The organism is Psychrobacter sp. Arc9, assembly GCF_041431295.1.
Lineage (GTDB): Bacteria > Pseudomonadota > Gammaproteobacteria > Pseudomonadales > Moraxellaceae > Psychrobacter.
In genome coordinates this window covers 1-23,372 of record NZ_JASMRK010000018.1, presented here as the reverse complement: position 1 = coordinate 23,372, position 23,372 = coordinate 1, and the positions used below count along the sequence as shown (strand labels likewise).

Annotated in this window: 19 protein-coding genes; 3 read left to right on the top strand and 16 right to left on the bottom strand. The window is 41.9% G+C overall.

The window, feature by feature from the left end; genetic code table 11:
• Nucleotides 1-182 precede the first annotated feature (182 nt).
• The gene (locus tag QO187_RS09980; RefSeq protein ID WP_371548242.1) at nt 183-1,103 is read left to right on the top strand and encodes a LysR family transcriptional regulator; all 921 of its coding nucleotides are present in this window, start codon (nt 183-185) and stop codon (nt 1,101-1,103) included.
• A gap of 111 nt (nt 1,104-1,214) precedes the next feature.
• Entirely contained in the window at nt 1,215-1,733 is a 519-nt protein-coding gene (locus QO187_RS09975; protein ID WP_371548241.1) for a DUF302 domain-containing protein, read from the top strand.
• Nucleotides 1,734-1,807: 74 nt separating this feature from the next.
• Here the strand turns inward: QO187_RS09975 and QO187_RS09970 are convergent, their stop codons facing one another.
• From QO187_RS09970 to epmB, 8 genes are all read right to left on the bottom strand, one after another.
• Entirely contained in the window at nt 1,808-2,095 is a 288-nt protein-coding gene (locus tag QO187_RS09970) for a DUF4031 domain-containing protein (RefSeq protein WP_102093848.1), read from the bottom strand.
• A gap of 105 nt (nt 2,096-2,200) precedes the next feature.
• Nucleotides 2,201-4,465, bottom strand: coding sequence for a transglutaminaseTgpA domain-containing protein (locus QO187_RS09965; RefSeq protein WP_371548238.1), 2,265 nt, complete (start codon nt 4,463-4,465; stop codon nt 2,201-2,203).
• On the bottom strand, nt 4,462-5,478 hold the full coding sequence (locus tag QO187_RS09960) for a hypothetical protein (RefSeq protein WP_102093845.1): 1,017 nt from the start codon (nt 5,476-5,478) through the stop codon (nt 4,462-4,464). Before QO187_RS09960 ends, QO187_RS09965 begins: the two co-directional genes overlap by 4 nt.
• 213 nt (nt 5,479-5,691) lie before the next feature.
• Nucleotides 5,692-6,717 (bottom strand): MoxR family ATPase, encoded by a 1,026-nt coding sequence (locus QO187_RS09955; RefSeq protein WP_102093844.1) that lies wholly within the window; start codon nt 6,715-6,717, stop codon nt 5,692-5,694.
• A gap of 42 nt (nt 6,718-6,759) precedes the next feature.
• Nucleotides 6,760-7,182: a cytochrome c family protein gene (locus QO187_RS09950; RefSeq protein ID WP_228153204.1), complete on the bottom strand. Its 423-nt coding sequence runs from the start codon at nt 7,180-7,182 to the stop codon at nt 6,760-6,762.
• A gap of 100 nt (nt 7,183-7,282) precedes the next feature.
• On the bottom strand, nt 7,283-9,370 hold the full coding sequence (locus QO187_RS09945; RefSeq protein WP_371548236.1) for an EAL domain-containing protein: 2,088 nt from the start codon (nt 9,368-9,370) through the stop codon (nt 7,283-7,285).
• A gap of 322 nt (nt 9,371-9,692) precedes the next feature.
• Nucleotides 9,693-11,450: a hypothetical protein gene (locus QO187_RS09940; protein ID WP_371548235.1), complete on the bottom strand. Its 1,758-nt coding sequence runs from the start codon at nt 11,448-11,450 to the stop codon at nt 9,693-9,695.
• Nucleotides 11,451-11,819: 369 nt separating this feature from the next.
• Nucleotides 11,820-12,827: an EF-P beta-lysylation protein EpmB gene (gene epmB / locus QO187_RS09935; RefSeq protein ID WP_371548233.1), complete on the bottom strand. Its 1,008-nt coding sequence runs from the start codon at nt 12,825-12,827 to the stop codon at nt 11,820-11,822.
• A gap of 160 nt (nt 12,828-12,987) precedes the next feature.
• Between epmB and efp the strand changes: the two genes are divergently transcribed.
• A complete protein-coding gene (efp, locus tag QO187_RS09930; protein WP_057761310.1) occupies nt 12,988-13,560 on the top strand; it encodes an elongation factor P in 573 nt (190 codons plus the stop codon).
• Nucleotides 13,561-13,712: 152 nt separating this feature from the next.
• Here the strand turns inward: efp and QO187_RS09925 are convergent, their stop codons facing one another.
• From QO187_RS09925 to QO187_RS09890, 8 genes are all read right to left on the bottom strand, one after another.
• On the bottom strand, nt 13,713-15,515 hold the full coding sequence (locus QO187_RS09925; protein WP_228153203.1) for a GAF domain-containing hybrid sensor histidine kinase/response regulator: 1,803 nt from the start codon (nt 15,513-15,515) through the stop codon (nt 13,713-13,715).
• Nucleotides 15,516-15,545: 30 nt separating this feature from the next.
• Nucleotides 15,546-16,406 carry a ThiF family adenylyltransferase gene (locus tag QO187_RS09920; protein ID WP_102093835.1) on the bottom strand — a complete coding sequence of 287 codons (861 nt, stop codon included), beginning with the start codon at nt 16,404-16,406 and terminating at the stop codon, nt 15,546-15,548.
• 100 nt (nt 16,407-16,506) lie between these two features.
• Nucleotides 16,507-17,439 carry a TatD family hydrolase gene (locus QO187_RS09915; RefSeq protein ID WP_371548260.1) on the bottom strand — a complete coding sequence of 311 codons (933 nt, stop codon included), beginning with the start codon at nt 17,437-17,439 and terminating at the stop codon, nt 16,507-16,509.
• Between the two features lie 161 nt (nt 17,440-17,600).
• Nucleotides 17,601-17,777, bottom strand: coding sequence for a hypothetical protein (locus QO187_RS09910; protein ID WP_371548230.1), 177 nt, complete (start codon nt 17,775-17,777; stop codon nt 17,601-17,603).
• Between the two features lie 204 nt (nt 17,778-17,981).
• Nucleotides 17,982-20,228: a type II secretion system secretin GspD gene (gspD, locus tag QO187_RS09905; protein WP_371548229.1), complete on the bottom strand. Its 2,247-nt coding sequence runs from the start codon at nt 20,226-20,228 to the stop codon at nt 17,982-17,984.
• A 77-nt stretch (nt 20,229-20,305) separates the two neighbouring features.
• Nucleotides 20,306-21,211, bottom strand: coding sequence for a type II secretion system protein N (locus QO187_RS09900; protein ID WP_371548227.1), 906 nt, complete (start codon nt 21,209-21,211; stop codon nt 20,306-20,308).
• On the bottom strand, nt 21,212-22,039 hold the full coding sequence (gene gspN / locus QO187_RS09895) for a type II secretion system protein N (RefSeq protein ID WP_371548225.1): 828 nt from the start codon (nt 22,037-22,039) through the stop codon (nt 21,212-21,214).
• A gap of 229 nt (nt 22,040-22,268) precedes the next feature.
• Nucleotides 22,269-22,592 carry an H-NS family nucleoid-associated regulatory protein gene (locus QO187_RS09890; protein WP_101204384.1) on the bottom strand — a complete coding sequence of 108 codons (324 nt, stop codon included), beginning with the start codon at nt 22,590-22,592 and terminating at the stop codon, nt 22,269-22,271.
• Between the last annotated feature and the right edge of the window lie 780 nt (nt 22,593-23,372).

Genomic DNA, 23,372 nt, shown 5'->3' with positions numbered 1-23,372 from the left:
TCACTATATCTACAGTTAAAACGAATAAAGATAGACTGAGCTTATCTTGCCTGCCCTCTATAGGCAAGCATCGATGACAGTAAAACACCATCTGTTTACATTGATACTAACCATTATATTTATTTCTGAGCGGATAACAATATGCTATATTTGCAAATATCTTTTACATATTGGTAATAATAATGCGCTGGGAAGGAATTAGTGAGTTTGTCTATGTTGCAGAATTCGAGAGCTTTACGCGTGGTGCAAAAGAGCTGGGTATCTCGACTGCACAAGTCAGCCGCCAAATCAGCGCGTTAGAGAAACGCTTAAATATAAAGCTGCTATATCGAACCACGCGCAAGGTTTCACTCACCGAAGAAGGCCGTGTATTCTATCAGCACTGCCGCAGTGTACTCGACGGCTTAGATGCCGCTGAGCAAGCCGTAAGCAACTTACAATCAAAGCCTCAAGGCAGGATAAAACTAACAGCACCCGTTACTTATGGTGAGCAGCAGTTATTACCACTCATCAATGATTTTATGATGCAGTATCACGATATCGAAGTGACTGCCTTTTTGAGTAATCAGAAAATCGACTTGATTGAAGAAGGATATGATTTGGCGATTCGTATTGGCAAATTGCATGACTCGACGATGATGGCAAAGAAACTTAGCCTGCGTACTAACTTTGTCTGCGCGGCACCCTCTTATCTAAAAAAACACGGCATACCACACCAACTGAGTGACTTAAGTCAACATAACTGCCTGTTGGGTACTCGTGATTATTGGCATTTTATAGATACCACTAAAACAAAAGAGAACAGCGATGCTCATGGGAAGACGAACAACCAACAAACGAGCGTAGAAAGGAACCTGCGTGTCTCTGGTACGGTGCAATATAACAGCGGCTATAGTCTGGTCGATGCTGCGCTAAAAGGTCTGGGTATCGTACAGCTGCCTGATTACTATGTGCAAAAGTACTTAGCGTCTGGCGAGTTAGTCAGTTTACTCGATGACTATAGAGAACCCGAAGAAAGCATTTGGGCCATTTATCCACATAACCGTCATTTATCACCAAAGATTAGACTGCTCGTAGATTATTTGGCAGAACATTTGGTTTAACGTTCTGTTAAGACGTATTGCAATCACAAACCTGATTACGCACAATGAATATTCGATGTTGCTCATTATAGTTAGGACTGACCATACTACAGATAACTTATAGGTATCATTATGATTAAAATCGTCTCTATCGCTGCACTAGCAGTGGCCGTTTCCTCTTGTGCCAGTATCGATACGCTGCTGGATAAAACCAATAGCACTGGTGCTATGACAGACACCACAACCTCTATCAATGCCGAAAAAGGCTTGGTAACTTTACAGAGCAATCACTCCGTCCAAGATACCGCAGACAAACTGGTCTCAGTTATCGAAAGCAAGGGTATGAAAGTATTTGCACGAGTCGACCATCAGAAAAATGCACAGAGTGCCGACTTATCATTGAGACCAACGCAAGTCGTTATGTTTGGCAACCCTAAAGCAGGTACGCCATTAATGAACTGTGAGCAAACCGTTGCCATTGATTTACCACAAAAAATCTTGATTAGCGAAGATGCTGATAAGAAAGTATGGCTGTCATACAACAACCCTGACTACCTCAAGACACGCCACAATATCAAAGGTTGCGATACTGAGATTGCTAATATCTCAAAAGCACTTAACGTAATCAGTACTGCAGCCACCGCAAAATAATGCGCTCGATATAGTTGAATAAATAAGTGAACAGGCAATTGAAACATTACTTATTTACTTAAAAATCCCTCATATCAAGAATGACTAGATTGCTCCATCTGGTCATTCAACTCTACTTTCAATTTCTTTGCGCACTCGATAATCTTTTTTCTATCGGCAGGAATAGCACCTTGGGCAATAGCGATTTCACGCATTTGAACCGTGATATCATAATGAGGATAGCTAGCGTTGCGATGAAATAGACGCGCATCCACATCAATAAATGCCGCAAAATCATGCAGCTCTTGCAAGCTATCCGCCAGCATATGACACCACTTATGGCCTTTGAATTTTATCTGCACAAAATCTACATATATCGCCATATAACCGCCTCTCTTACTAATTCGCTTATCTAACTTATCGTCAGTTCAAAATACCTCAACAGCACTATCATCAAAGTAACTTAATAGCACTATCACCAAAAACCTCTATAACAATGCGCGCACATCTTTTTTAAGTTGTTTGAGTCGTTCTTGATACTCGCTATGACTGCTATCAAATGTACTCAATCGTCCATAGCGTAACTGACGGTAGTTTTGTCTAATTTCAATAAGCTTTGTTTGAATAACGATTGGGTCGCTACTATCTGTTAGCTGACTCGTAGCAGATTGGGCATTGTCACCCTGACGGCTATCAGTAGCCGATGCCAAACGTTCCAGCCAAGCTAGCTGCCCTTCGTTATCATTGCGAGCTAATAATTTATCATGTTTGGCAACACGTTTTGAGAGCTGAGCAAGAGGTAAGTCTGCTGGATGCCAACGTTTGCGGCGGCGATACCAAATGACAAATACTAAGATAGCCATAACGGAAACCGCACTGGTGGCTAACCAAACGACTTGCTGCATGATTGAGCTAATATTGAACCATTTGAGTAATGAGTCTGCCTGTTTGTCTTGGTCATAGCCGACTACGTCTTTTTGCCAGTAGTAGCTCGCTTGGTCTGATAGGCGGCGTAGCGTTTGTAGCATCTGATACTGCTGATAGCTGATTTGTGCACTGGCACCATTGCCAAACATGGCTGCCCCTTGCTGCTCGGTCATCGTATTCATGCCTCGCTCTACTCGCTCAGGTGCCACAAAGGCTGTCGGATCCACACGTACCCAGCCTTGGCCCTCAAGCCAAACCTCAGTCCATGCGTGCGCATCCATTTGCCGCACTTCCCATACGTTACCATTGCGACTCGGCTCACCGCCTTGATAGCCGGCTACTACTCGTGCAGGAATGCCAGCGGCGCGGAGCATAAAGGTAAAGCTTGACGAATAATGCTCACAAAACCCTGCTTTGGTTTCAAATAAAAATTCGTCAATGCGATTGGTATTGAGCCGTGGTGGCGACAGCGTATAGCGAAAATCTGTTCGATTAATCCATTGCTCGATAGCCGCTATGTAGCGCACAGGGTCTGAACCTGACTGCTCAAATAATTGCTTAGCCAGCGCGCGTGCTTGTGGATTACCTTCATTAGGCAAGGCAAGGTTCTCACGTCTTGATGCCTCTGTTAGAACTGGATCAATACGCATCTGTGCAAACTGCAACACATCATAGCGAAGCTGCTGCGTAACAGGTTGATCCTTTGATAAGGTAAATTCAGAGGTAGTATTGATATCTGGCTGTTCAGAAAACGGATAATCAAGACCAAATAGCCAGTTTTGCTGAGTGGGTTCTAAGATAACCTTGTAATTGACAGGTGCCGCCCTTGATTCATCAGGTACAGTAGCGAAGGCGTTCTGAATCCATGCAGGTGCTTGCAATCTCGACGACCATTGATCCTTTTGAGGGGCTGGGCGCCATGTGACACCATCAAAATCACTAAATACCAAACCGCGCCAATACAACTGCTGTTGCGGTGGGCGCTCACCATCAAACTCTACGCGAAAAGCCAGCTCAGTTGACTGCCCCAAATTGGCAAAATCACCAGGAGACATGCTATCAGAGACACCTGTAGTAGCTTGCTGACCTGAGAGCTGTACGGACCACAGTGGGGGCAGTCTTGGAAAAAACAAAAATAGCACCACTAATAATGGCAATGCACCAACCCCTAACACGCCCAATGTACGCAAGCGTCCATCACCGCTAGCATTGCTATCATCATTAAGCGCAATAAATGCTAGCAATACAATGATTGCGCCAACGATCACTTCTAAAGTAGTCAGTAAACCTTGGTCCATCAAAAATAATGCCGCAAGCACGAACAATGATAAATTCAACACCACATAGGCATCGCGGCGCTTATATAGCTCCCACAGTTTGCTAACTAGGCATAACACCAAAAACGCCACACCCATATCGAGCCCAAATGCTGTATTGTAGGTTAGCCACAGACCTAATAGCCCCAGCAGAAAGCCTAGCATTTGTACACTTTGATAAATACGCTTTAGATGCGATAGTTTTTTGAATTTAGCTTTGATATAAGGCAATTGAGCGGCGATACTGACGGCGGCAAATCCTATCAACCATAATGGTAAATGTGCGGCATGCGGTAACACAACGACGACTTGAGCAATTAATACCCAATAATAAGCTGGCAGTGCTAATAACTTACGATACCATTTAGCGTCATTTCGCTCAGGTCGAAACGAGACTTTTTGACCTAAAGCCAACTGCTCAAAGCTGGCCGTTTTTGTAGCATCGACCGTAGAATATTCTGTGGACCGTGTATCAACATCAGCAGAAGATGAGCGTTTAGAATTGGTCATGGTGCTTTCGCAAGCCTTAGCAAGCATACTTGCGCAAAGGATTCTCCGTTACCCATCTCCGTAGTAGCAGGAGTATCACTAGGTAAACGCATTTGAAACGGTACACCTAGCTGACCCAGCGTCCATGCCCCATAAGCCAATTGTGCAAGTTTTTGCTCGTGATGTGCAGCTGGCATATCTGCATAATCAAGCGTTTGCTCATGACCGACCGGATCAGCGAAGTGCTTGGTCAGCATACCTTGTCCCCGCGCTACATGCCCCCAAGAGACTCGGGCCAATGATTCACCCTCGATATAGTTGTCTAATCGCTCAAAGTCGTCCTGACCCTGTCTATACTGCCCACCTGTTGGTAAATCCTCTAAGCTTGCGATTGCATATTTTTCTTGCCAATCAAATACTTCAGGTTTTGGATATACCCACGCTGTACGCGCAAAGTAGACATAAGACCATGCACGCATGATACCTAATGGATAAACTGTTTTTATTTTTAACCGTGGTAGTTCAAGTTGGCCACGGTTGTAGGTCTGGACAGGCAGTCGAATGACTTGCTCGCCTTGTAGCCGTGTGATAAGCACTGAACTTTGCGTGTTTGTGCCATTTTTGGTTTTCTTATTGGCTAACTGCTCAAATTCAAATAGCAACTGACGCCTTGGTTGGCGACTATCACTATTCAACTGTAGTGTAACCCAAACAGGCAAGCTAGCTTCTGTCATAGTGACTTCTAGTAAACGCACTTGCAGACCAGATATATGAGCAAAAGTAACATGAAAACTAATTAGCCAAATACTGACCAGATAAAAGCACAAACCAAGCACCAAATTGTTGCCATAGTTGATACCTGCGATAAAGGTAATTACTAATAATACGGCGAATAGCATTCCTTCACGACTAAAGAAAATATAGACATTGCGCAAATTAAGCGTAGCACTGTCACTCTTAGGTGCGCGCGCGGCAAACCAGCGGCTCAGAGCTGATTTTATTGGTGCGGTTAAGGCCTTTGGTAACAAGCTCATGACTACCCTATTATTACCATCTGATTGAAGATGCTGTCGGTATGTGACTGACAGATTCGGGAATAGAACGAAATAGTCGATTCTAGATAATTTAGATACAGACAAAGCGAGTAAACGCACCACGCATAGTAGGCTGAGTAAGCCTGATATCGTGTCTGAGTTATATGCCTTTGACTATGTATCAAACCACTGCTAAATGGCGGACATCCGCTGCTAAGCGATAACCGACACTTCTGCTAGAATACGTTGGGCGATGGTTTTTGTCGCTTGCCCGCCAGTCACATGCGCGGGTACGAAACGCTGACCGAGGCGATGATCAGTGACCGCAGCAAACACCGCTTGGATATCTTCAGGGGTCACTTCCATATATCCCGATACATAGGCATGCGCTTGGGCAGCACGTTGTAGTGACAATATGCCGCGAGGCGATAAGCCATGATACTCTTGGCTTGCACGAGTTTTTGCAACCAACCTTTGCAGATAATCCAATACTGTATCTGCTACATAAACTTGCCTGACACCCTGCTGAGCCAATAGTACAGCTTCAGTATCAAGCACCGTATCCAAATCTTTGAGTAGCTCGCGACGATCTTTACCTTTTAGCAGCTCACGCTCTGCGGCAGGCGATGGATAACCCAATGATAAGCATAATAAAAATCTGTCTAACTGCGACTCTGGGAGCGGATAGACACCTGCTTGTTGCAATGGATTTTGGGTGGCAATCACAAAGAACGGCTGCGGCAAAGGATAAGTCTGGCCATCTTGCGTGACTTGTCGCTCTTCCATCGCTTCAAGTAACGCACTCTGCGTTTTGGGACTGGAACGGTTGATTTCATCAGCAAGTAATAACTGAGTGAAGACAGGGCCCGGACGAAACTCAAATTGCTGTTTACTTTGGTCGTAGATGCTCATACCTAAAATATCAGCAGGCAACATATCATTGGTAAATTGCACTCGGCTAAAGCTTAAACCTAATAACTGTGCCAAGCCCTGTGCCAAAGTCGTCTTACCCATACCAGGCAAGTCCTGCAATAACAAATGACCACCTGCTAAGATACAACTGAGTGCTAGCCTAACTGCTTGCGGCTTGTCCAATACAATCTGATTTAATTGCGCTAACAGCTGTGCAATTTGCTGCTGATTGCGTTGAAAATCAGCCGTACTAGGGATGGACTGGCTAAGCGGATTCGCTGTTATATGAGAGGTAGATAATGATCTATCGTTAGCTGCATGGGTCATAGTAGGTTATTGGCTCATTTTTTAGGTCATAACGATGATAAGTCAGTTCACATCATCTGTAACGGTTGGTGCAGCGGCACGGAGCGTAGATAAATAAGCAATGATATCGGCACGCTCTTTCGCATCTGGCATCGGGTCAGACAGCATTTTGGAGTCTGGCATGGCTTTTTGGGCATCTGCAATGTATGGATCGAGTGTCTCTGCATCCCATACCCAACCTGAATCTTCTAGCCCTTTGCTGTAGGTATAGTCTTTTAACTCGGCAGCCGGCGCACCATATATATTCATTAATTGTGGGCCTTTTTTATTCAGACCTGCATTACGTTGATGGCATTGACCGCAAGCATCTTTATAAATTATTGAGCCGTTGTCCGCATCCCCGTCGGTATATAAGGGCAGAATCACAGGAGCGCGGTGGTCAGGTGGTGTTTTCTCACAAGCTGTGAGCAACAGAACAGCAGCCAAAAGGCTGCTCATTTGATATCTACTGATAAGGGACATTTTTAGCAATCTTTGGTTGAGGAATATCATCGCCATAACATAAACGATATGATGTATTGGCCTTTTAACTCGCTACCTTTATCGTGCTACTAGGCTCTTCTAAATAATACCCTTGCAAATAGCGCGCCCCCACACTCCAAGCGACTGACATCGTTGCTGCATCTTCGATATAAGGCATAAGCACATCGACCTTTATGTCATTAGTACGCGTAATAAGAGACTTAACCGTCTCTAGATTTTCTGCTGCACCAATATCTTGGATATAACTGCGCGCCAAGCGTACCATATCAGGCTGGACAAAATTGGCAATTTCAATAGATTTGACGGAAGAGCCAAAATTATTGATGCCTATTTGACAGCTAACATCGTTAAGCGCGGAAAATTGAGATTTTGCGACGGTTAAGTGATCAGAGATATCTATTTCATTGAACTGGAGTGTCAATACACCAGCTGCACCGCCTACTGCTTTTATTAATTGACTGGCAACGATCGGCAGTTTTTTATCAACCAGTGAAGCATTGGTTAATTGTACTAACAATTTGGCTTCAGGATGAACTTTGCGGACATCGTTGATTTTCTTACAGGCATTGATAAGCACCCATCGATCAATCTTTTCTAACAGTTGATGTTTTTTAGCCACCGCCATAAATTGATCAGGGGTTAATACCGTATTGTCAGCATCTGACAAAGGTAACCGTAGATACACTTCAAAGAAGTCGCTACGATCGTTATTGATGTCATATATTGGCTGAAATGATAGCTCAAAGCGGTTATTAGTAATGGCATCCACTAACAATTCAGCAAGTGCATGATCATCGCTATTGGCATGTTCGCTTGGGTCATATATACGATAAGATCCACCACTATTAGAAGTCTCTACCATGATTTGGCTGATAGCGTCCATGGCGCGTTCTAATATGATAACAGGCTCTACCGTATTTTTTTCAATTTTGACAATAGCAATGCTAACTGTTGTATTCGTTGTACGTTTATCAACTTCAATAAACATACCCTTGATTGACGAACCGATATGCGCAGCAAGCTCTTTAAGATCATTCGTCGTCTTGTTTTTTACTAATATCGTGAATGCAGTATCGCTAAAACGGCTCACATGTCCATCAGGTACTAGCTCAGTCAACGTGTGGGCAACTTGTTTGACCGTTGCATCTATTCCTTGTAGACCCAAACTACTTCTTATTTTTCCTACATTATCAACCTGTACATATAGCAGGGCTGCGGTCATTAGTCCTTGCGTCGCCTGCTGATGTATTGATATCATCTGATCTTCAAAACCACGACGATTATCTAAGCCAGTTAAATTATCTTTACGTTCAGCTTCCGCTAAACGCTTGGCAACCTCTGCACTATTACTATTGTTTTGTTGAATAATAATCTGAGTGACTGGCTCACCTTCTAATGTTGCCGATGCCAATTGTAACTTTGCTTCAAAAGTGCTGCCATCTGTTCGCACACTTTCAAAATTAAACTCAACGTCTTGGCGACTGCCTTTGTCAAACTGACGTAAAAACTGTTTAAATCCTTTGACACTATCACCACCCGAAATCAGATCAATAATAGGCACGCCTACCGCTTCATTCATTGATTTGAAACCGAATAATTGGAGATAGGGATCATTAGCAAAGATATGAATCCCTTCATCAATATAAGCAACCGCGCTCTTGGAGTTCTTAATCAGCACATTAGCACGTTGTTCTGCTTCAGAAAGCACTTGACGTAAAGTTTTTAGCTCACGACGACTGCGCAAACTACTATGCTGTAGACAAATGGCCATGACGACTGGCATCTCTTGATCCATTTCAAGCGCTTTGATCATCGTGCCACTAATCACAGTCGGTAGCTCATACTCATTGTAGGCCGTCGACGCTATCTCTTCATTCATTAAACAGATCATTGGCAGATCGATATTTTGCTCTTGTACGATGCTTACCACATCTGTAAAGCTCATATTATAAGCTTTGCCAAATACCAGTACATCCCACGGTTGGCGCAGAAGTTTTAATAGCTCTTCTTTATCGTCCAAAAACCCCAAATTCACACTATCATAATAAGGACTCAATAACTGAACAAGACGTTCAGCATAGAGCTGATCATCATTGATCACCAACAAATTTAAAAGAGATTGAGAGCGCATAAGGAGCCTTTTAGTCGTACGTATTGTTATCTTTTATTTTGTTACTTTACATCTTTGCCTAAAACTAACCTAGCACATAAAACATGCTAGCGTTAATATTCTATTAACCCTATCAGTATAGACTGAGTTTTCACTATGATAATTATTTTATAGTTAGAGATATCATAAAAGTCAGAGTAACCATATTTATCATTATAGACAATAATTAGACCAACTGCAGATTAACTTATGCCCTTTGTCGCCTACTATATTACTGACGAAAATCTGTATAAACTCTCCGTTATGGCCTGAAATACTTGTCGCATCTAAGTACCTCTAAGCGCTATAACTGCGCCACCTCATATTGACTAAACTTATCAGTCATCATTAGCCTGCGTCCTAATCGTAGAGTGGTTTGTTTATTACCAATACGCATGACGACTCTATCATCAGCTTGAAAGTAAGAAGGTGGCACTATCAACGTGCCAGTAGTGTTCAGCTTTTCATCTTTTCCAAGGATAAATGCTGGTACAAAATGTCGACTTCGTTTTTGATTACCTTCCAAACGCAGTCCACATGCCACAATTTTGTGCCCAAGTACTTGCCATTCTACTTCTGGATTTTTGGTATCTACATTGAACCAGCGTACCATCCCTATTGACCAATTAGGTTGTTCTGTGGTTTCAGAGCCATAGACCAAAATCAGGCTCATAATGTGTAAAGGTTGAGGTGCTGTTATAGAAAGATCAGGGACAGTTTTTTCTACAATAAGCTCTTCTTTATTGAGAATGATTTCGTCGGCAACATTCTTATTGTGTTCACCAGCTTTTGGCAATAAATGCAGTGTACGATATGCTGAAGAACTGTCATAGTCGTCAAATGTCTCAATGTTTATAACGCTACTGCGGCCACGCTCGCTATCAAATGTATCGTATAAAGGCCTGTCTTCTTCTCGTAGATGTTTGATAGCGATCAAATTGGCAAAAGTTTTTGAATGACCTACATGGTAGTGTATATCATTAAAATTGGTGATTAATTTTGCCTGCTGCTTGCTAGTATATTTGGTTGGTAAGATAAGTGGCGGCTGCAAATAGCGGTAGCTGATGGTCATCGAAATAGCATTAAGCAAACTATATTCTGCTGTGCCACCTTCTTCGATAAAGGCTTTTTTACGTGACTCAAAATATTCAACTATTGGTGTCAGTTCTATAAATAGACAGTCATGATGATCTTCATAGGGGTTGATATGAGAGTTGACAGTCAGATAGCTTGGTGGATTACTGCTATGAAGATCAACAAAAACCTTTGTCTCGGTAGCAGGCTCCATTGTCGCGACCATGTGCTTAGCCCATTCAGGTAGTAGACGCTGTACGAGTAAGATATTCGGGCGCCTCATAGCACGCAAATTTAACAAGTGATGCAAACAAATTTGGCAATATAGCTGATGAATACTGTTTGTTTGGTTCGTGACAGTATGTATGCTTAAATCAATATCAGCTACTTTTCTCTGATGAGCCAGATAATATAACTGATTGACTTTAGACCACAGGTAATCTGATGGCTTTCGATAGCACAGTGCTTCTTCTGCTAATAGTTTTTGGTATCTTAATAGTGATTGATAAATCGCAATGGCAAGCGTGCTATCAGGTTTAGTTTCAGCACCAAAAAAACGCTGCCAACCTTTACCAGAAGATTGGTTTAGGGAGGCTTCTGACAACTGCGTCTCACGACGTATGACTTTGTCGTAAACCATGATAATTAAATAATGTAGCGATTGCATTTGAGCGATATAAGACATCTGATCCTGACTAAGCGCGCCTGTCTCATAGATATAGTGCTGCCTAAAAGCTGCAATCAGTCGGTCTGAGGCATCAACGACTGTTGCCATTAATTTAAGACGCTGTTGTTCATCCATATTGGATTCACGTAATACTGTCAGTAGACTCTCTAAATGTTCTGTTTGCTGCTCTTGGCTGAGCGCCGGTAGCGTTGCCAACATTTTTAACAAGTAACGTTCTTGACCATTTACTGAGCGATTAGATAGCGGAGGTAGTGGCTCTGTAGAATCTAAATGCTCTTGAAGCATTGATAACGTTATCATCAGTATCTTTACTCTCTATTAGTCACTCTGAGGCAATCAGTAATATGCAGCAGTACAAATACATGTATGGCATAAAAAATGTTTGTGAAGCTCGACTATAGAAAAGTGATGATATCTATTTATTGTGAGCCTAAATCTAGCAGTACGCTCTGACAATACCTACATACTGGCAAAGTTTTGTATTTAACGTTATATGCTTTTTAGTTAGATTACATACTGACAGTCTATATTCTGTTCCAATCATATATCTATTTATACTTATAAAAAAGCATAAATCCTAGATTTTAGTTTCTAAAGATACTATCCGCATCTTTTTTTAAGAGCCGCTCTTTGTTTACTAATTCTCCTAAATTGATATAGTGCCCTACATTAGCTATTGCTGTAAATATCAATCGGCACTTTAAAAGGTTTATTAGGTAACTCTCTAACCGACTTAGGGACAAGATAGCCTGGCAATGATGCTAGCAATGACCAATAAAGCTCAATCGCTGCTTGCTCACTACTATCGAAATGCGCCGCACCAGCCACCTTGTCCAACACATGTAAATAATATGGTAGTACGCCAGAAGCAAACAAACGCTGACTAAGCTGTACTTGCGCGTTAAGGGTATCGTTGACACCTTTTAACAACACGGCTTGGTTTAATAGCGTAACTCCAGCTGCTCTAGCACGTTGCAAATACTCAGCAGTTGGTGCATCTAGCTCATTGGCATGATTACAGTGAATGACCATGACAATATGGCAGCGGCTTTGAGATAACCTCTCTAACAATGCAGCGTCCAAGCGTGCAGGTATCACCAATGGCAAACGCGTATGCAATCGAATGGTAGTAATCTGCGGAAGAGACTCCAAAGTATCTAACCATGAAAACAAACGTCGATTGGTCACATTTAGTGGATCACCACCACTCAAAATTACCTCATTGACCTCAGGATTTGCATTAATATAGTTGATGATATTTTCTTTTGCATCGGCAGTTGGCATGTTGGCACTATAGTCAAAATGCTGGCGAAAGCAGTAACGGCAGTGAATAGCGCACGCACCCGTAATCGTTAACAATACTCTTGACTGATATTTATGCAGCAAGCCTTTTACAGGATTTTGAGTGTTTTCGCTTAGCGGATCTGCTACGTAGCCTGTGACGTTGATTTGCTCTTGCTGGTCTGGCAACACTTGTTTAAGCAGGGGATCATTACGGTCGCCAATAGCCATTTTTGCCACAAAGCCACGCGGCACACGCAGTTCAAAATGCTTAGGTACGTAAACTTCTGCACGCATTGATTCAAGCTGTAGGATACTCAATAGCTCATCAACAGATGTAATAGCTTCCGATAATTGCGTTTGCCAGTTTTTTTGTGTGATTAAATGGTTTATCATGACAGCCTATTACCTGTGCCCAAAATCCGATATTATACGCCCTTAGTGTCTAGCCTATCAAAGTATCCTCGTTAATCCGTAAATACTTGGCATAACAGAAAATTTTGGTACAGTCAGCCCTATGTCTTACTATTATATTTACAACCCCTAGGAGTTTCTTGTGGCAAGTTTTTCTACTAATGAATTTAAAGCTGGTCTAAAAGTGATGCTTGATGGCAACCCTTGTGCCATTCTTGAAAACGAGTTTGTCAAGCCTGGTAAAGGTCAAGCCTTTAACCGTGTTAAGTTGCGCAATCTTCGTAGTGGCAAAGTACTGGAACAAACTTTCAAGTCAGGTGACAGCTTAGAAGCTGCTGATGTGATGGATACTGAAATGAACTATCTATATAACGATGGCGAGTTTTGGCATTTTATGCATCCTGAGAGCTTTGAGCAGATTCAAGCGGACAAAAACGCAATGAGTGATTCAATCAAGTGGTTAAAAGAAAACAGTAATGCTCTATGTACCATTACGTTATTTAATGGTGCTCCTCTGTCAGTCACGCCGCCTAACTTCGTTGAGTTAGAAATCACAGAAACAGATCCTGGCGTACGCGGCGATACTTCAGGCGGTGGTGGCAAACCTGCTAAATTAGAGACAGGTGCCGTTGTACGTGTACCATTATTTGTGCAACAAGGTGAAGTGGTACGTGTTGATACGCGTACTGGCGACTACCAAACTCGCGTGAACTAATATCGCTCTAAACATGACTGGTAGTTGATATTTACTGATATCTTTATCATCAATAAAAAAGCTTAACCACCATATAGGCGGTTAAGCTTTTTTTATATTTATCGATCATAGTTACATTAAAATACTAATCACTACCACTAATATCTAGCAAATCACTCTTCTTCCAATGATTGCTTTTGTATCAGCCAATACTGTACCAAGGCATTTAACTGCTCTTGCTTAAAAGGTTTGGTGCAGTAGTCCTGCATACCAACTTTCAGATATTTCTCACGCTCGCCGTCCATTGCATTGGCAGTCAAAGCGATAATGGGCGGTAGTACTTGGGGGTCATATAATTCATGCAATTTAATAGTCGCCTGTACTCCATCCATAATCGGCATATGATGATCCATCAATATCACATCATAACGATCAGGGAATAAAGCAAAAGCCTCAATTGCTTGCTGACCATCTGTAACATGGGTGACGGTATGTCCGCTGCTGGTTAGGGATTTTTTGGCTATAATCGCGTTGACAGCATCATCCTCGACCAACAAGATATGCCCAGACCGCTCATGCGTAGGTTCAATTATGGTCGTATCGTTAGAGTCTTGCCATGTCTCATACTTGTCTTCATCAATAGTAGTTAACGGTAATAAAACACTAAATGTCGTACCGACTCCTACTTCACTATTTACATGAATGTAACCACCCATCAAATCGACTAGAGACTTACAAACAGATAGTCCAAGTCCAGTACCACCATAAATACGATGAGTAAATTTATTCGCTTGGTCATAAGCGTCAAATATCGCCTCTAACGACTCTTCTTTGATACCAACACCCGTATCTTTCACTTCTATACACAAAGTTATATTCTGACCAGTTTCATCGCATTCTATTTTGCTTGCTTCTTTTTCTTGACTCGTACTCACGAATTTTTTATCGATGTTATCTGGACAATAGCAATTGTCCATATGTTTGACATCGATGCTTACCTGACCACTTTCACGCGTGAACTTAATCGCATTATTGACCAAGTTTGCAATAATCTGCTTTAGACGTACAGGGTCGCCGTTTACATAAGGTGAGAGCGTTTCAGTATAATGGTAATCTAAAATTACACCTCTTTGACGTGCCTTAATCGCAAATAAACTGACGACCTCATTGCATAAGCTAGATAAATTCAATGGAATAGAATCAATTGTCATTTTTCCAGACTCGACTTTCGATAAGTCTAAAATACCATTAATAATGACCATCAAATGCTCATTGGAGACTTTGATGTTATCAACATAGTCACGTTGTTCGCTACTGAGTTCGGTATCGCCTAACATCTCTACCATACCGATAATACCGTTCATCGGTGTGCGAATTTCATGACTCATATTAGCCAAAAAGCTCGATTTCATCTCATTAGCACGCTTAGCATCACGTTGTTTATCCTGTAATTGCAAAGCATCAGCTGCCATTTTGGCAAACTCTGCCAAGATCTCTGATTGTTGTTCATTAAAACTATGATTAGGCTTTGTATCCATAAGGCATAAAGTACCTAGACGATACCTTTTATTGTCTTCATATAAGATAATAGGAGCACCAACATAAAATCGTAAATATGGAGATCCTGTGACCATAGGATTCTGACTAAAACGATCGTCTTTCCAAGTATCTGACACTACGAAAACGTCATCAGACAGTATCGTATAGTTACAAAAAGCAATATCACGTGATGTCGTGCATATACTGTCAGATTCATTGTCAAATTTACAAGCTGGTTTTAGATATTGGGTTTCCTCGTCCATAAAAGTAATGGTGACTACAGGCACATCAAAGAACAGTTTTGCAAGTGCAACTAGTCGATCGAACGCAGGCTCATCATCTTCGTTGAGTACCTGGTACTTCTTTAGCTTGTTGACACGTTCTAATTCATCTACCGCGACAGGGTAGCTCTGCTTGGACGAGTTAGATATAGACAAGGTAAACTCCATTAAATAATATCAGACACATTAGTTACGACTCGTCTGTCTTATTAATAATTGTAATGCTTCACTCACCATAATCATCGCCACCACTGACGTAACGACCACTGCTGAGCCATAACCACCGCACTGTAAACCGCCTGTTTGACAGCTTTTATCTACAATCGGTGGCTCTGTCGAATAGACACATTTGATACCAAATTTTTCTTTTAAAGCACTATTAATGCCTTTTTCGTGGCGTAACTTGTTGCGTAACTTTGCAAGTAGTGGGTCTTGATAACAGTCACGCAAATCACTTACTCTAATCTGACTTGGATCTATCTTACCACCTGCACCGCCCGCACAGACCAACTTTAGTTTATTAAATCGACAGTGTAAAGCAATTGCTAATTTCGCATTCATATCGTCTACACAGTCTAAAATAACAATCGGTTTCCCCTGAGCATTGGCAGATTTAACTGCTTCACGACTTGGTAAGAGTGTAGCGACATTATCTACTGTCAAAAAGTCATCGACTAAATTCAAGGTTACTGTGGGATTAATTTCTCTAATACGAGCTGCCATTGCTTCAATTTTACTTTGTCCAAACGTGCTGTCTAGTGCAGGCAGTTGGCGATTGACATTAGACGCAACCAATACATCCAAATCAATCAGCGTAATCGTTCCCACTGCTGTCCGAGCCAGCGCCTCTGCTGCCCAAGAGCCCACTCCTCCTACACCAATAATGTAGACATGAGCTGCCGAAAAAGTATCAACCGCTGAGGTACCATAGAGTGTCCGTGTACCTTGAAAACGACGATCGTACTGCTCATCTTGTTGGCTCGATTCGTCTTGTGCAAGACTGTCTTCGACGGATTCTGGTTGTTCAAATTGTCGCGTGTCACTCATAACAGATCAAATTCTCTTTTCAAATATTTTGGTTGTCATTTATACGGCTCATACTTTTTAGCTTCTAATTACCGCTATGCTTTTCTTATCAATAGCATAGTTACATTGAATAAGCCCAGTCTACTTTCAGAGCATCACAGCTATTTTGCCACAATTGCTTAGCAAGTTTATCATGTGGTATTTCTAATAGCTCACTCAAGCTTGCTAATACCCATGGCAGATTGGCTGGTACATTTCTATTATGTGAATCAGTATCATCCGCTGTCTGACACATAATAGGTGTCATATCTGGACAATCCGTCTCAATGACCAAGCATTCGATGCCATGACTCTCAACTGCTACTTGAATAGCACGGCGCAGTTTTTTAGCATTCGGATTGGTTATCTGACCAGTAACGCCAAGCTTAAACCCCAACTTTACAAAAGCCTTCGCCTCTTGTTCGCCACCGCTAAAGCTATGGGCAATACCACCTAATTTACGCGCATCGTATTTATGCGCTTTTAATATTGCGAGCGCTTCAGCATGCGTCTTACGAATATGCAGCATTACTGGCAGACTATGAGCTACTGCTATATCCAACTGCGCCGCAAAGAACCTTTTTTGTTTAGCAAATACATCAGGCTGCTTCATTGCATCGGTAAAGGTGTCTAATCCAATCTCACCAATGGCTAACGGACGACGTTCTATCATCATTTGCTCAAGTTGTATTAGATGACCATCGGTATGCTGCTCAATATAAAATGGGTGTAAACCTAGCGCGATATGGGCTGTAACATAGCATTTATCTTGATGGTTTGCCTTTGTCAAAGACGACTGCGATATTTTATTGATGAAATCTTGAGTATCGTACATTCGATCAAAATACTGATATAAATAACCTACTAGCACTAAGTGACGAATACCTTGACTATAAGCCTGCTCTACCTGTTGTTTGCGATCATTATCGAACACTGGAGCATCAAAATGTGTATGCGTATCTATAAGAGGATAGATATTTTTTAAAGCTTCTCTAGCGTATATTCTCTCAGCCATAGTCGCTGATTCGTTGCCACACATCAATAAACTCCAAAACTGACTTTTCAGAACATAGAATTGAGTAATAAACACTGAACAATTTTTTCTATATTAGTATTTTTATATAAGAATATTGCTATAGACGCATTATTGAGCTTCTATTTTTTAATTACTAGCTTCTATTTTTTAGCTGCATTTTCATAAGCATCATTGATATCATTACCTTTAGATACGGTCTCATGGTTGTTTACTGTCTTCGTATTGTCCTTTCGACTACTGCGTCTAGGGATGAGCAATAGCGCAGTTGCAGCCACACTCAGTAAAAACAACTTCTTTGTATTCTTATAATTTGTCATCTTAGCTTCTGTTTTACTATGGTGGAAAACATAATACGTAACTCATTATTCTATTAGTAACCAATATACCTAAATATGAAAGCGTCTATGTTTATCTGTGTTATGAATACGCAAGCTAATGTACGATGTAACTAGTATCTATCACATCGTACATTAATTTATGTCAGTTAAATCATATTAACCGTTATATATACGGCCAATATTTTAACGATTAAGAGGATAGGTCGTGATACCGCTATTAGGGCTATCTACTCTCGTAAAGCCTTGCGAAGTAGATTTTGGCGCTTGATTGCGTTTAGGGATAAGGGGATTAAGCGGCATGAGTTCGTAATCCGCACTGACATTACCATTCCAACCTTCAGTGCCGCTCAATGGTAATTGCTTAATCGTGCCGTTTTTATCAATGACCAGCTGCAACACTCGCATTTGATTTAATTTGCGTTCAGTCACACTCGCTACAGCGCCACCATCACGTAAGATAGTCGGCTGTAAAAAGATAATCAAATTGCTCTTTTGGGTGCTGTCGTTGTCAGAACGAAAGAGTCTACCGATAACTGGAACATTACCCAGTCCAGGAACTTTCTGTTGACGTGTGGTGGTGTTGTCACGCATCAGGCCGCCCAAGGCAATCGTCTGCTGATCATCCGCTAGAATAGTCGTATTAATAAGGCTTTTATTGGTGATTAGCCCACTGGCATTACCCGTACTGCCTGGCACGACTGACGAGACTTCTTGCGACACTTCTAATCGTACTGTGCCATTGTCACCAATATGAGGAATGACATTCAGATTAATACCAATGTCTTGACGATCAATTGTCTGAAATGGGTTGTTTGAATTATTGCCACTGGTGGTAAAAGAACCCGTGACAAAAGGTACGTTTTGACCAACCAAGATACTGGCTTTTTCATTATCCAATGTCAAAATCGATGGCATGGATAGCAAATTGGCGCTGGTAGATGAGTCAAGCGCCTGCAAAATAGCACCATAAAACTCTGTATTGCCCTGACTGTCTTTACGACTGTCTCCAATGCCTATCAATGCACCTGCGATAGAACTGGCAGCAGCGCTGATACCTGCCGTACTCGTCCCTGCTAAAGCGGCCGCCGCAAGCGTCGTCGCGCTGGCTCCCACATTATTGAAATTGACCACTCCATACCCACTATTAGCGTTACCTAGCGCCCATTGAACGCCTAGCTGGGTGGCATCATCGCCTGACACCTCAACAATAGCGGCTTGAATCAATACTTGTGCGCGGCGACTGTCTAATTGGTTGACCGCGTCTTCAATCTCAAACATGAGCTCAGGTGCGGCATTGACGATAACGGCATTTTGAGTTTCGTCAGCGATAATACTAAACGGACGACCGCCCACCCCTGTGCTTGTTCCGCTTGTGCTGCTAGTCGACACAGCAGCTGCACTGCTACTACCTAGGCTATCGCTAGCTGCATTATTAATTGCGGCGCCTGTGCTAGTTGCATCATTTAGTGACGCTGATTCTAGTGTCGAGGTCGCGCCAGCACTATTGATAGATTGATTAGCAAGTAAGCCGCGTAACATATCGGCGATATGACCAGCACTAGCATACTTTAATCGAAAAACACGGAGACCACTTAAACGTCTGGTCGGCGTAGTATCCAATTGATTGACCATTTCTTGGACTTTAGCAATCATTTCAGGACTGCCTTTGACTAGCAGTCTATCGCTCGACGTATCAGCAATCACCTTTAACTGATTGTTGCCACCTTGTGCTTGTCCACTACCCGCACTTGAGACTAAGGCGCTAATCAACTCCATCATACGTTCGGCATCGACGTGACGTAGTGGTATCACTTGCAAACTGTCATTCACATTGCTGTCTAAATCACGAATAAGGGCTGTCAGCTGATTAAGACTGTCTGCTCGATCGGACAATACTAGCGCATTGACACCAGGTACAGCTGCTGCGTGAGCCGACTGCGGCATCAATGGGCGAATAACCCCTAATACTTCTGCAGCTTGGGTATTAGTCAAATAAATAACTCGAGTGGCGAGCGACTCGCCAACACTATCACCGCGTAAATCAACCGCCACACCAGATTGCTTAGCAATATTATCTGGCACCAGTTTTGTCGTCGTTCCTGATTCAATCGCGGCAATACCATTCACTTGCATCACGCTCAGAAATAACTGATAAATCTCATCACGGGACAGGGCTTTATTGGAGATGACTGTGACATTGCCATTGATACGTGGATCAAGCACAAAGTTTTGATCTGTGATGGTCGCGACTTCATTAATAAAGGCTTTGATATCAGCGTCTTGTAAATTGACTTTCCAGCTCTCAGCATTGGCAAGACCAACACCAGCAGCCCATAATGGCACTGCCAGACAAAGTGGACGACACAGGCGCATCAAACGCTGCAGGCTACGGTACAAAGGCGTGGCTGAAAAATTCTGAAAACTTACCATATTGATGATTACCTACAGTGATATTGCTTACTATGTGCTGAGTTTTTAAGGAACAATTTTGCTAAAAACCTACCTTGCTAGAACTGCTGGCGAATCGTAATAACTTGCTCACCACGTTGAACCTCTATCTGCGCTTCACCTGCTTGCTGTACTTGCTGAAGTACACCAGCATCTTGCGCTGGGTTATTACCCACGCTCTGTCCGTTGACGGTCAGTACCTTATCGCCTGGCTCAAGCCCTAAACGATTACGTAGGCCAGCAGGCATCGCCGCTGTGACTTGGTAACTTTCACCTGATGCCATCACCCCCATTCTACTTAGATAACTGGCAGGGTTTTCTTGCAAGGCCGTAACCGCTTCTTCGATAGCCGACTGTGGACTTTTTGAAGTGTCTGCGCCAGTTGTCCCTTCTGTCTCAGGAATAGCGTTTTGTACTGGCTGGGGCGCTGTAGGCAACATGCTATTATTTGGCAAACGCTGATTACTTATTCCGCTTGCTAGCATATCACTTTGGTCTAATGGCATCGCCTCTGGCATTTTAATAACGGTTTCTTTATCGTTAGCATCAGCGATAATGACTGAATTCCAGTCAACAGCCACGAGCATATAATCACTGTCTTTTAGCCCATCACCGATGCGGTAATTTTTGACTTCGCCATTGACATTCAATAAGGCGGAAGACATGCTCTCAGGTATGGCTAGTAGTACGCCTTTTAGCTCAATGTTGGGAGGTGGTTGCACGGCTGCGGTAATAGGATCGGGGTCAGCGAAGATTGCAAATAAGCTGCTATAATCTTTGGTGGATTTGGCACTATTCTGTAGAGGCGCTAAAGGCAATGCAGGCGCTAGAGGTGCTGCTAGTAATAACCATAAAAGACGGGCGGCTGTCCAGCATAGCCAAGCAATGGCTAACAATAATAGCCAAGCTGAAAAGCGATTGAGAGTATTGATAACAGGTTTTAGGCTTGCGGCGATATTAAGCATTTAGTTCGCCCCCAAACCAGCTAGCAATGGCTGGCGCACACTGACAACTGGTGTATCTTGAGGGGCTTGTCCTTTATACTCAGGCATGTTCTCTAGCAAGCGCTGCGTTAGACTGACATCGAGCATATTATCGCTATCGAGATACAGATCTCCCAAACGCTTATCTTGATTGTTTAATAAATTAATATGCAGCAAATCTCTATTGTTTTTTTGCTCTGTACTAAGCTCGGCTCTTAGAGCCGGCATCGTAATATAAAAAACTTTGCCACCACTAGGATAGCCTACCTCGCCGCCAACCCAAGTCAATTGACCATCCGCTGCACTAAATCCGCCAACGTCTTTAGCAGGCTCACTATTAGATGCGTCACTTTTATCAGACTGGCGCGTTAGCGATACATTATTTACCTGAATAGGGGTATTTGGCAGCTGCCAGTTGACCATACTCGCTAGCGTCTCAGGTGCAATTTTCCCACTCATGTTGTCAACTTGCCATGAGTTTAACCCAAGTTTAGCTTGCCCATTCAGACGTGTCTGTGCTGAGTGGATATTAACATCCGCACCTAGCTTACCTATGAGTAAATGCCAAGGCTGCCACGACCATTCTGCCATACCTGTAAGCGACGTCGTTGACATAGGCAACTGCCAAATGGCAGCACCTTGCCATACATTGCCAGATACATGCTGGACATAAGGCGTATCTGGCGCGTATTTCTCAAGTAACCATGCTGCTGGCATTTGCAACACTGCAAATAGCGCAAACAACACAAACCCCACTAGCCACCAGAGCTTACGAGGACGTTTATGAGAAAACTCAGATACTTGGGTCACAGTCGTACAACTCTTATATAAGACAAAAACGTCATTATCATAACAAACAATGGCATATAGATGACAGAAAAAAAGCCAGTATCTTTTTGCCAAAATACTGGCAGTAAAGATACTGGCTTTTATTTTCTCGAAAGCAGCTATATCTATCGCTAAATGGTTGTAAATACACCATTATAAATAGCAACTTCAAGCTGGCTCACAGAAATTAACTTTATAGGAAAACAGCTAATTAAATAGCAAAATCTTCGATATCACGACCTGCTGCTAGCGCTTCAACTAACCACGTTGGCTTACGGCCACGGCCAGTCCAAGTTTCACTATGATCATCAGTATTGCGATATTTAATACTGCGTTTTTTCTCTAACTTTTCACCAGCTTTCAGTATCTCTTCGATCGTTGCATTGCTATCTTCTGCAATCTGCTCGAACTGCATATAGGCATCATACAAACGTTGATGTTGTTTTTTGGCGATAAGTTGTTGAGCGTTTTCAGTGATAGCACGTAACTCATCTACGTTCAAATTTTCTAAATCAATTGCGTTATTTTTGCTCATAATAAATCCAACTATAAAATAAGAGTGTGGCCTCTATTGAGGTATTGTTTTTCGTGAAAACATGCGGAGAACAAATCGTTCATTGGCCATTAAATCTATGTATAAAATATCATTAACTCTAAAGAGTATATAATTTCTAATAACAGCCCGAACAATCCATTATAAATAGAAAATATATAGCGATAGATGCTCATTGTATCCATTTTGAATAAAATTAGTTTTAGATAAATCTAAACACATAAGTCACCATGCTTTATATATTGCTATTATAGCTTTGAAAGCATCTTCTAATAATAAAACAAAATTCTAGTACTTTGACTACTGCTAGAATTTCGCAATGATATTTCGACAAAAATCTACTGTTAAAATAATAGAGTAGTAAGTCAATGCACTATACTCTCAAATACTGCTAATCTTGGAGATAGTTTTGCATTAGCTCTGTAACTTGCTATGTCGTTCCTACGGTACTTTCTGAATAAGTTAACCATTTCATATAAAGATCTATTATCCAAATAGCTTTCGATTTATTAATAAGAAACAAGTAAAACTTTGGCTATTATCATCGAAATTTATTTTATTTAAAAACGATCAATATATATTAACTATACGCCATATAAAGTTAGTATAGCAATTTTTAAAACTAAACGTCACTAATCATAATTATTTTTTGGTACAAACGGTCAATATAGAGTATAGAAGGTAGTATAGTCAGTCCAAAATAGAAAAGGTACAATGCTTTTAAACCAAGCAAAGAGAAATATAAAAGATGACCTACTCAGC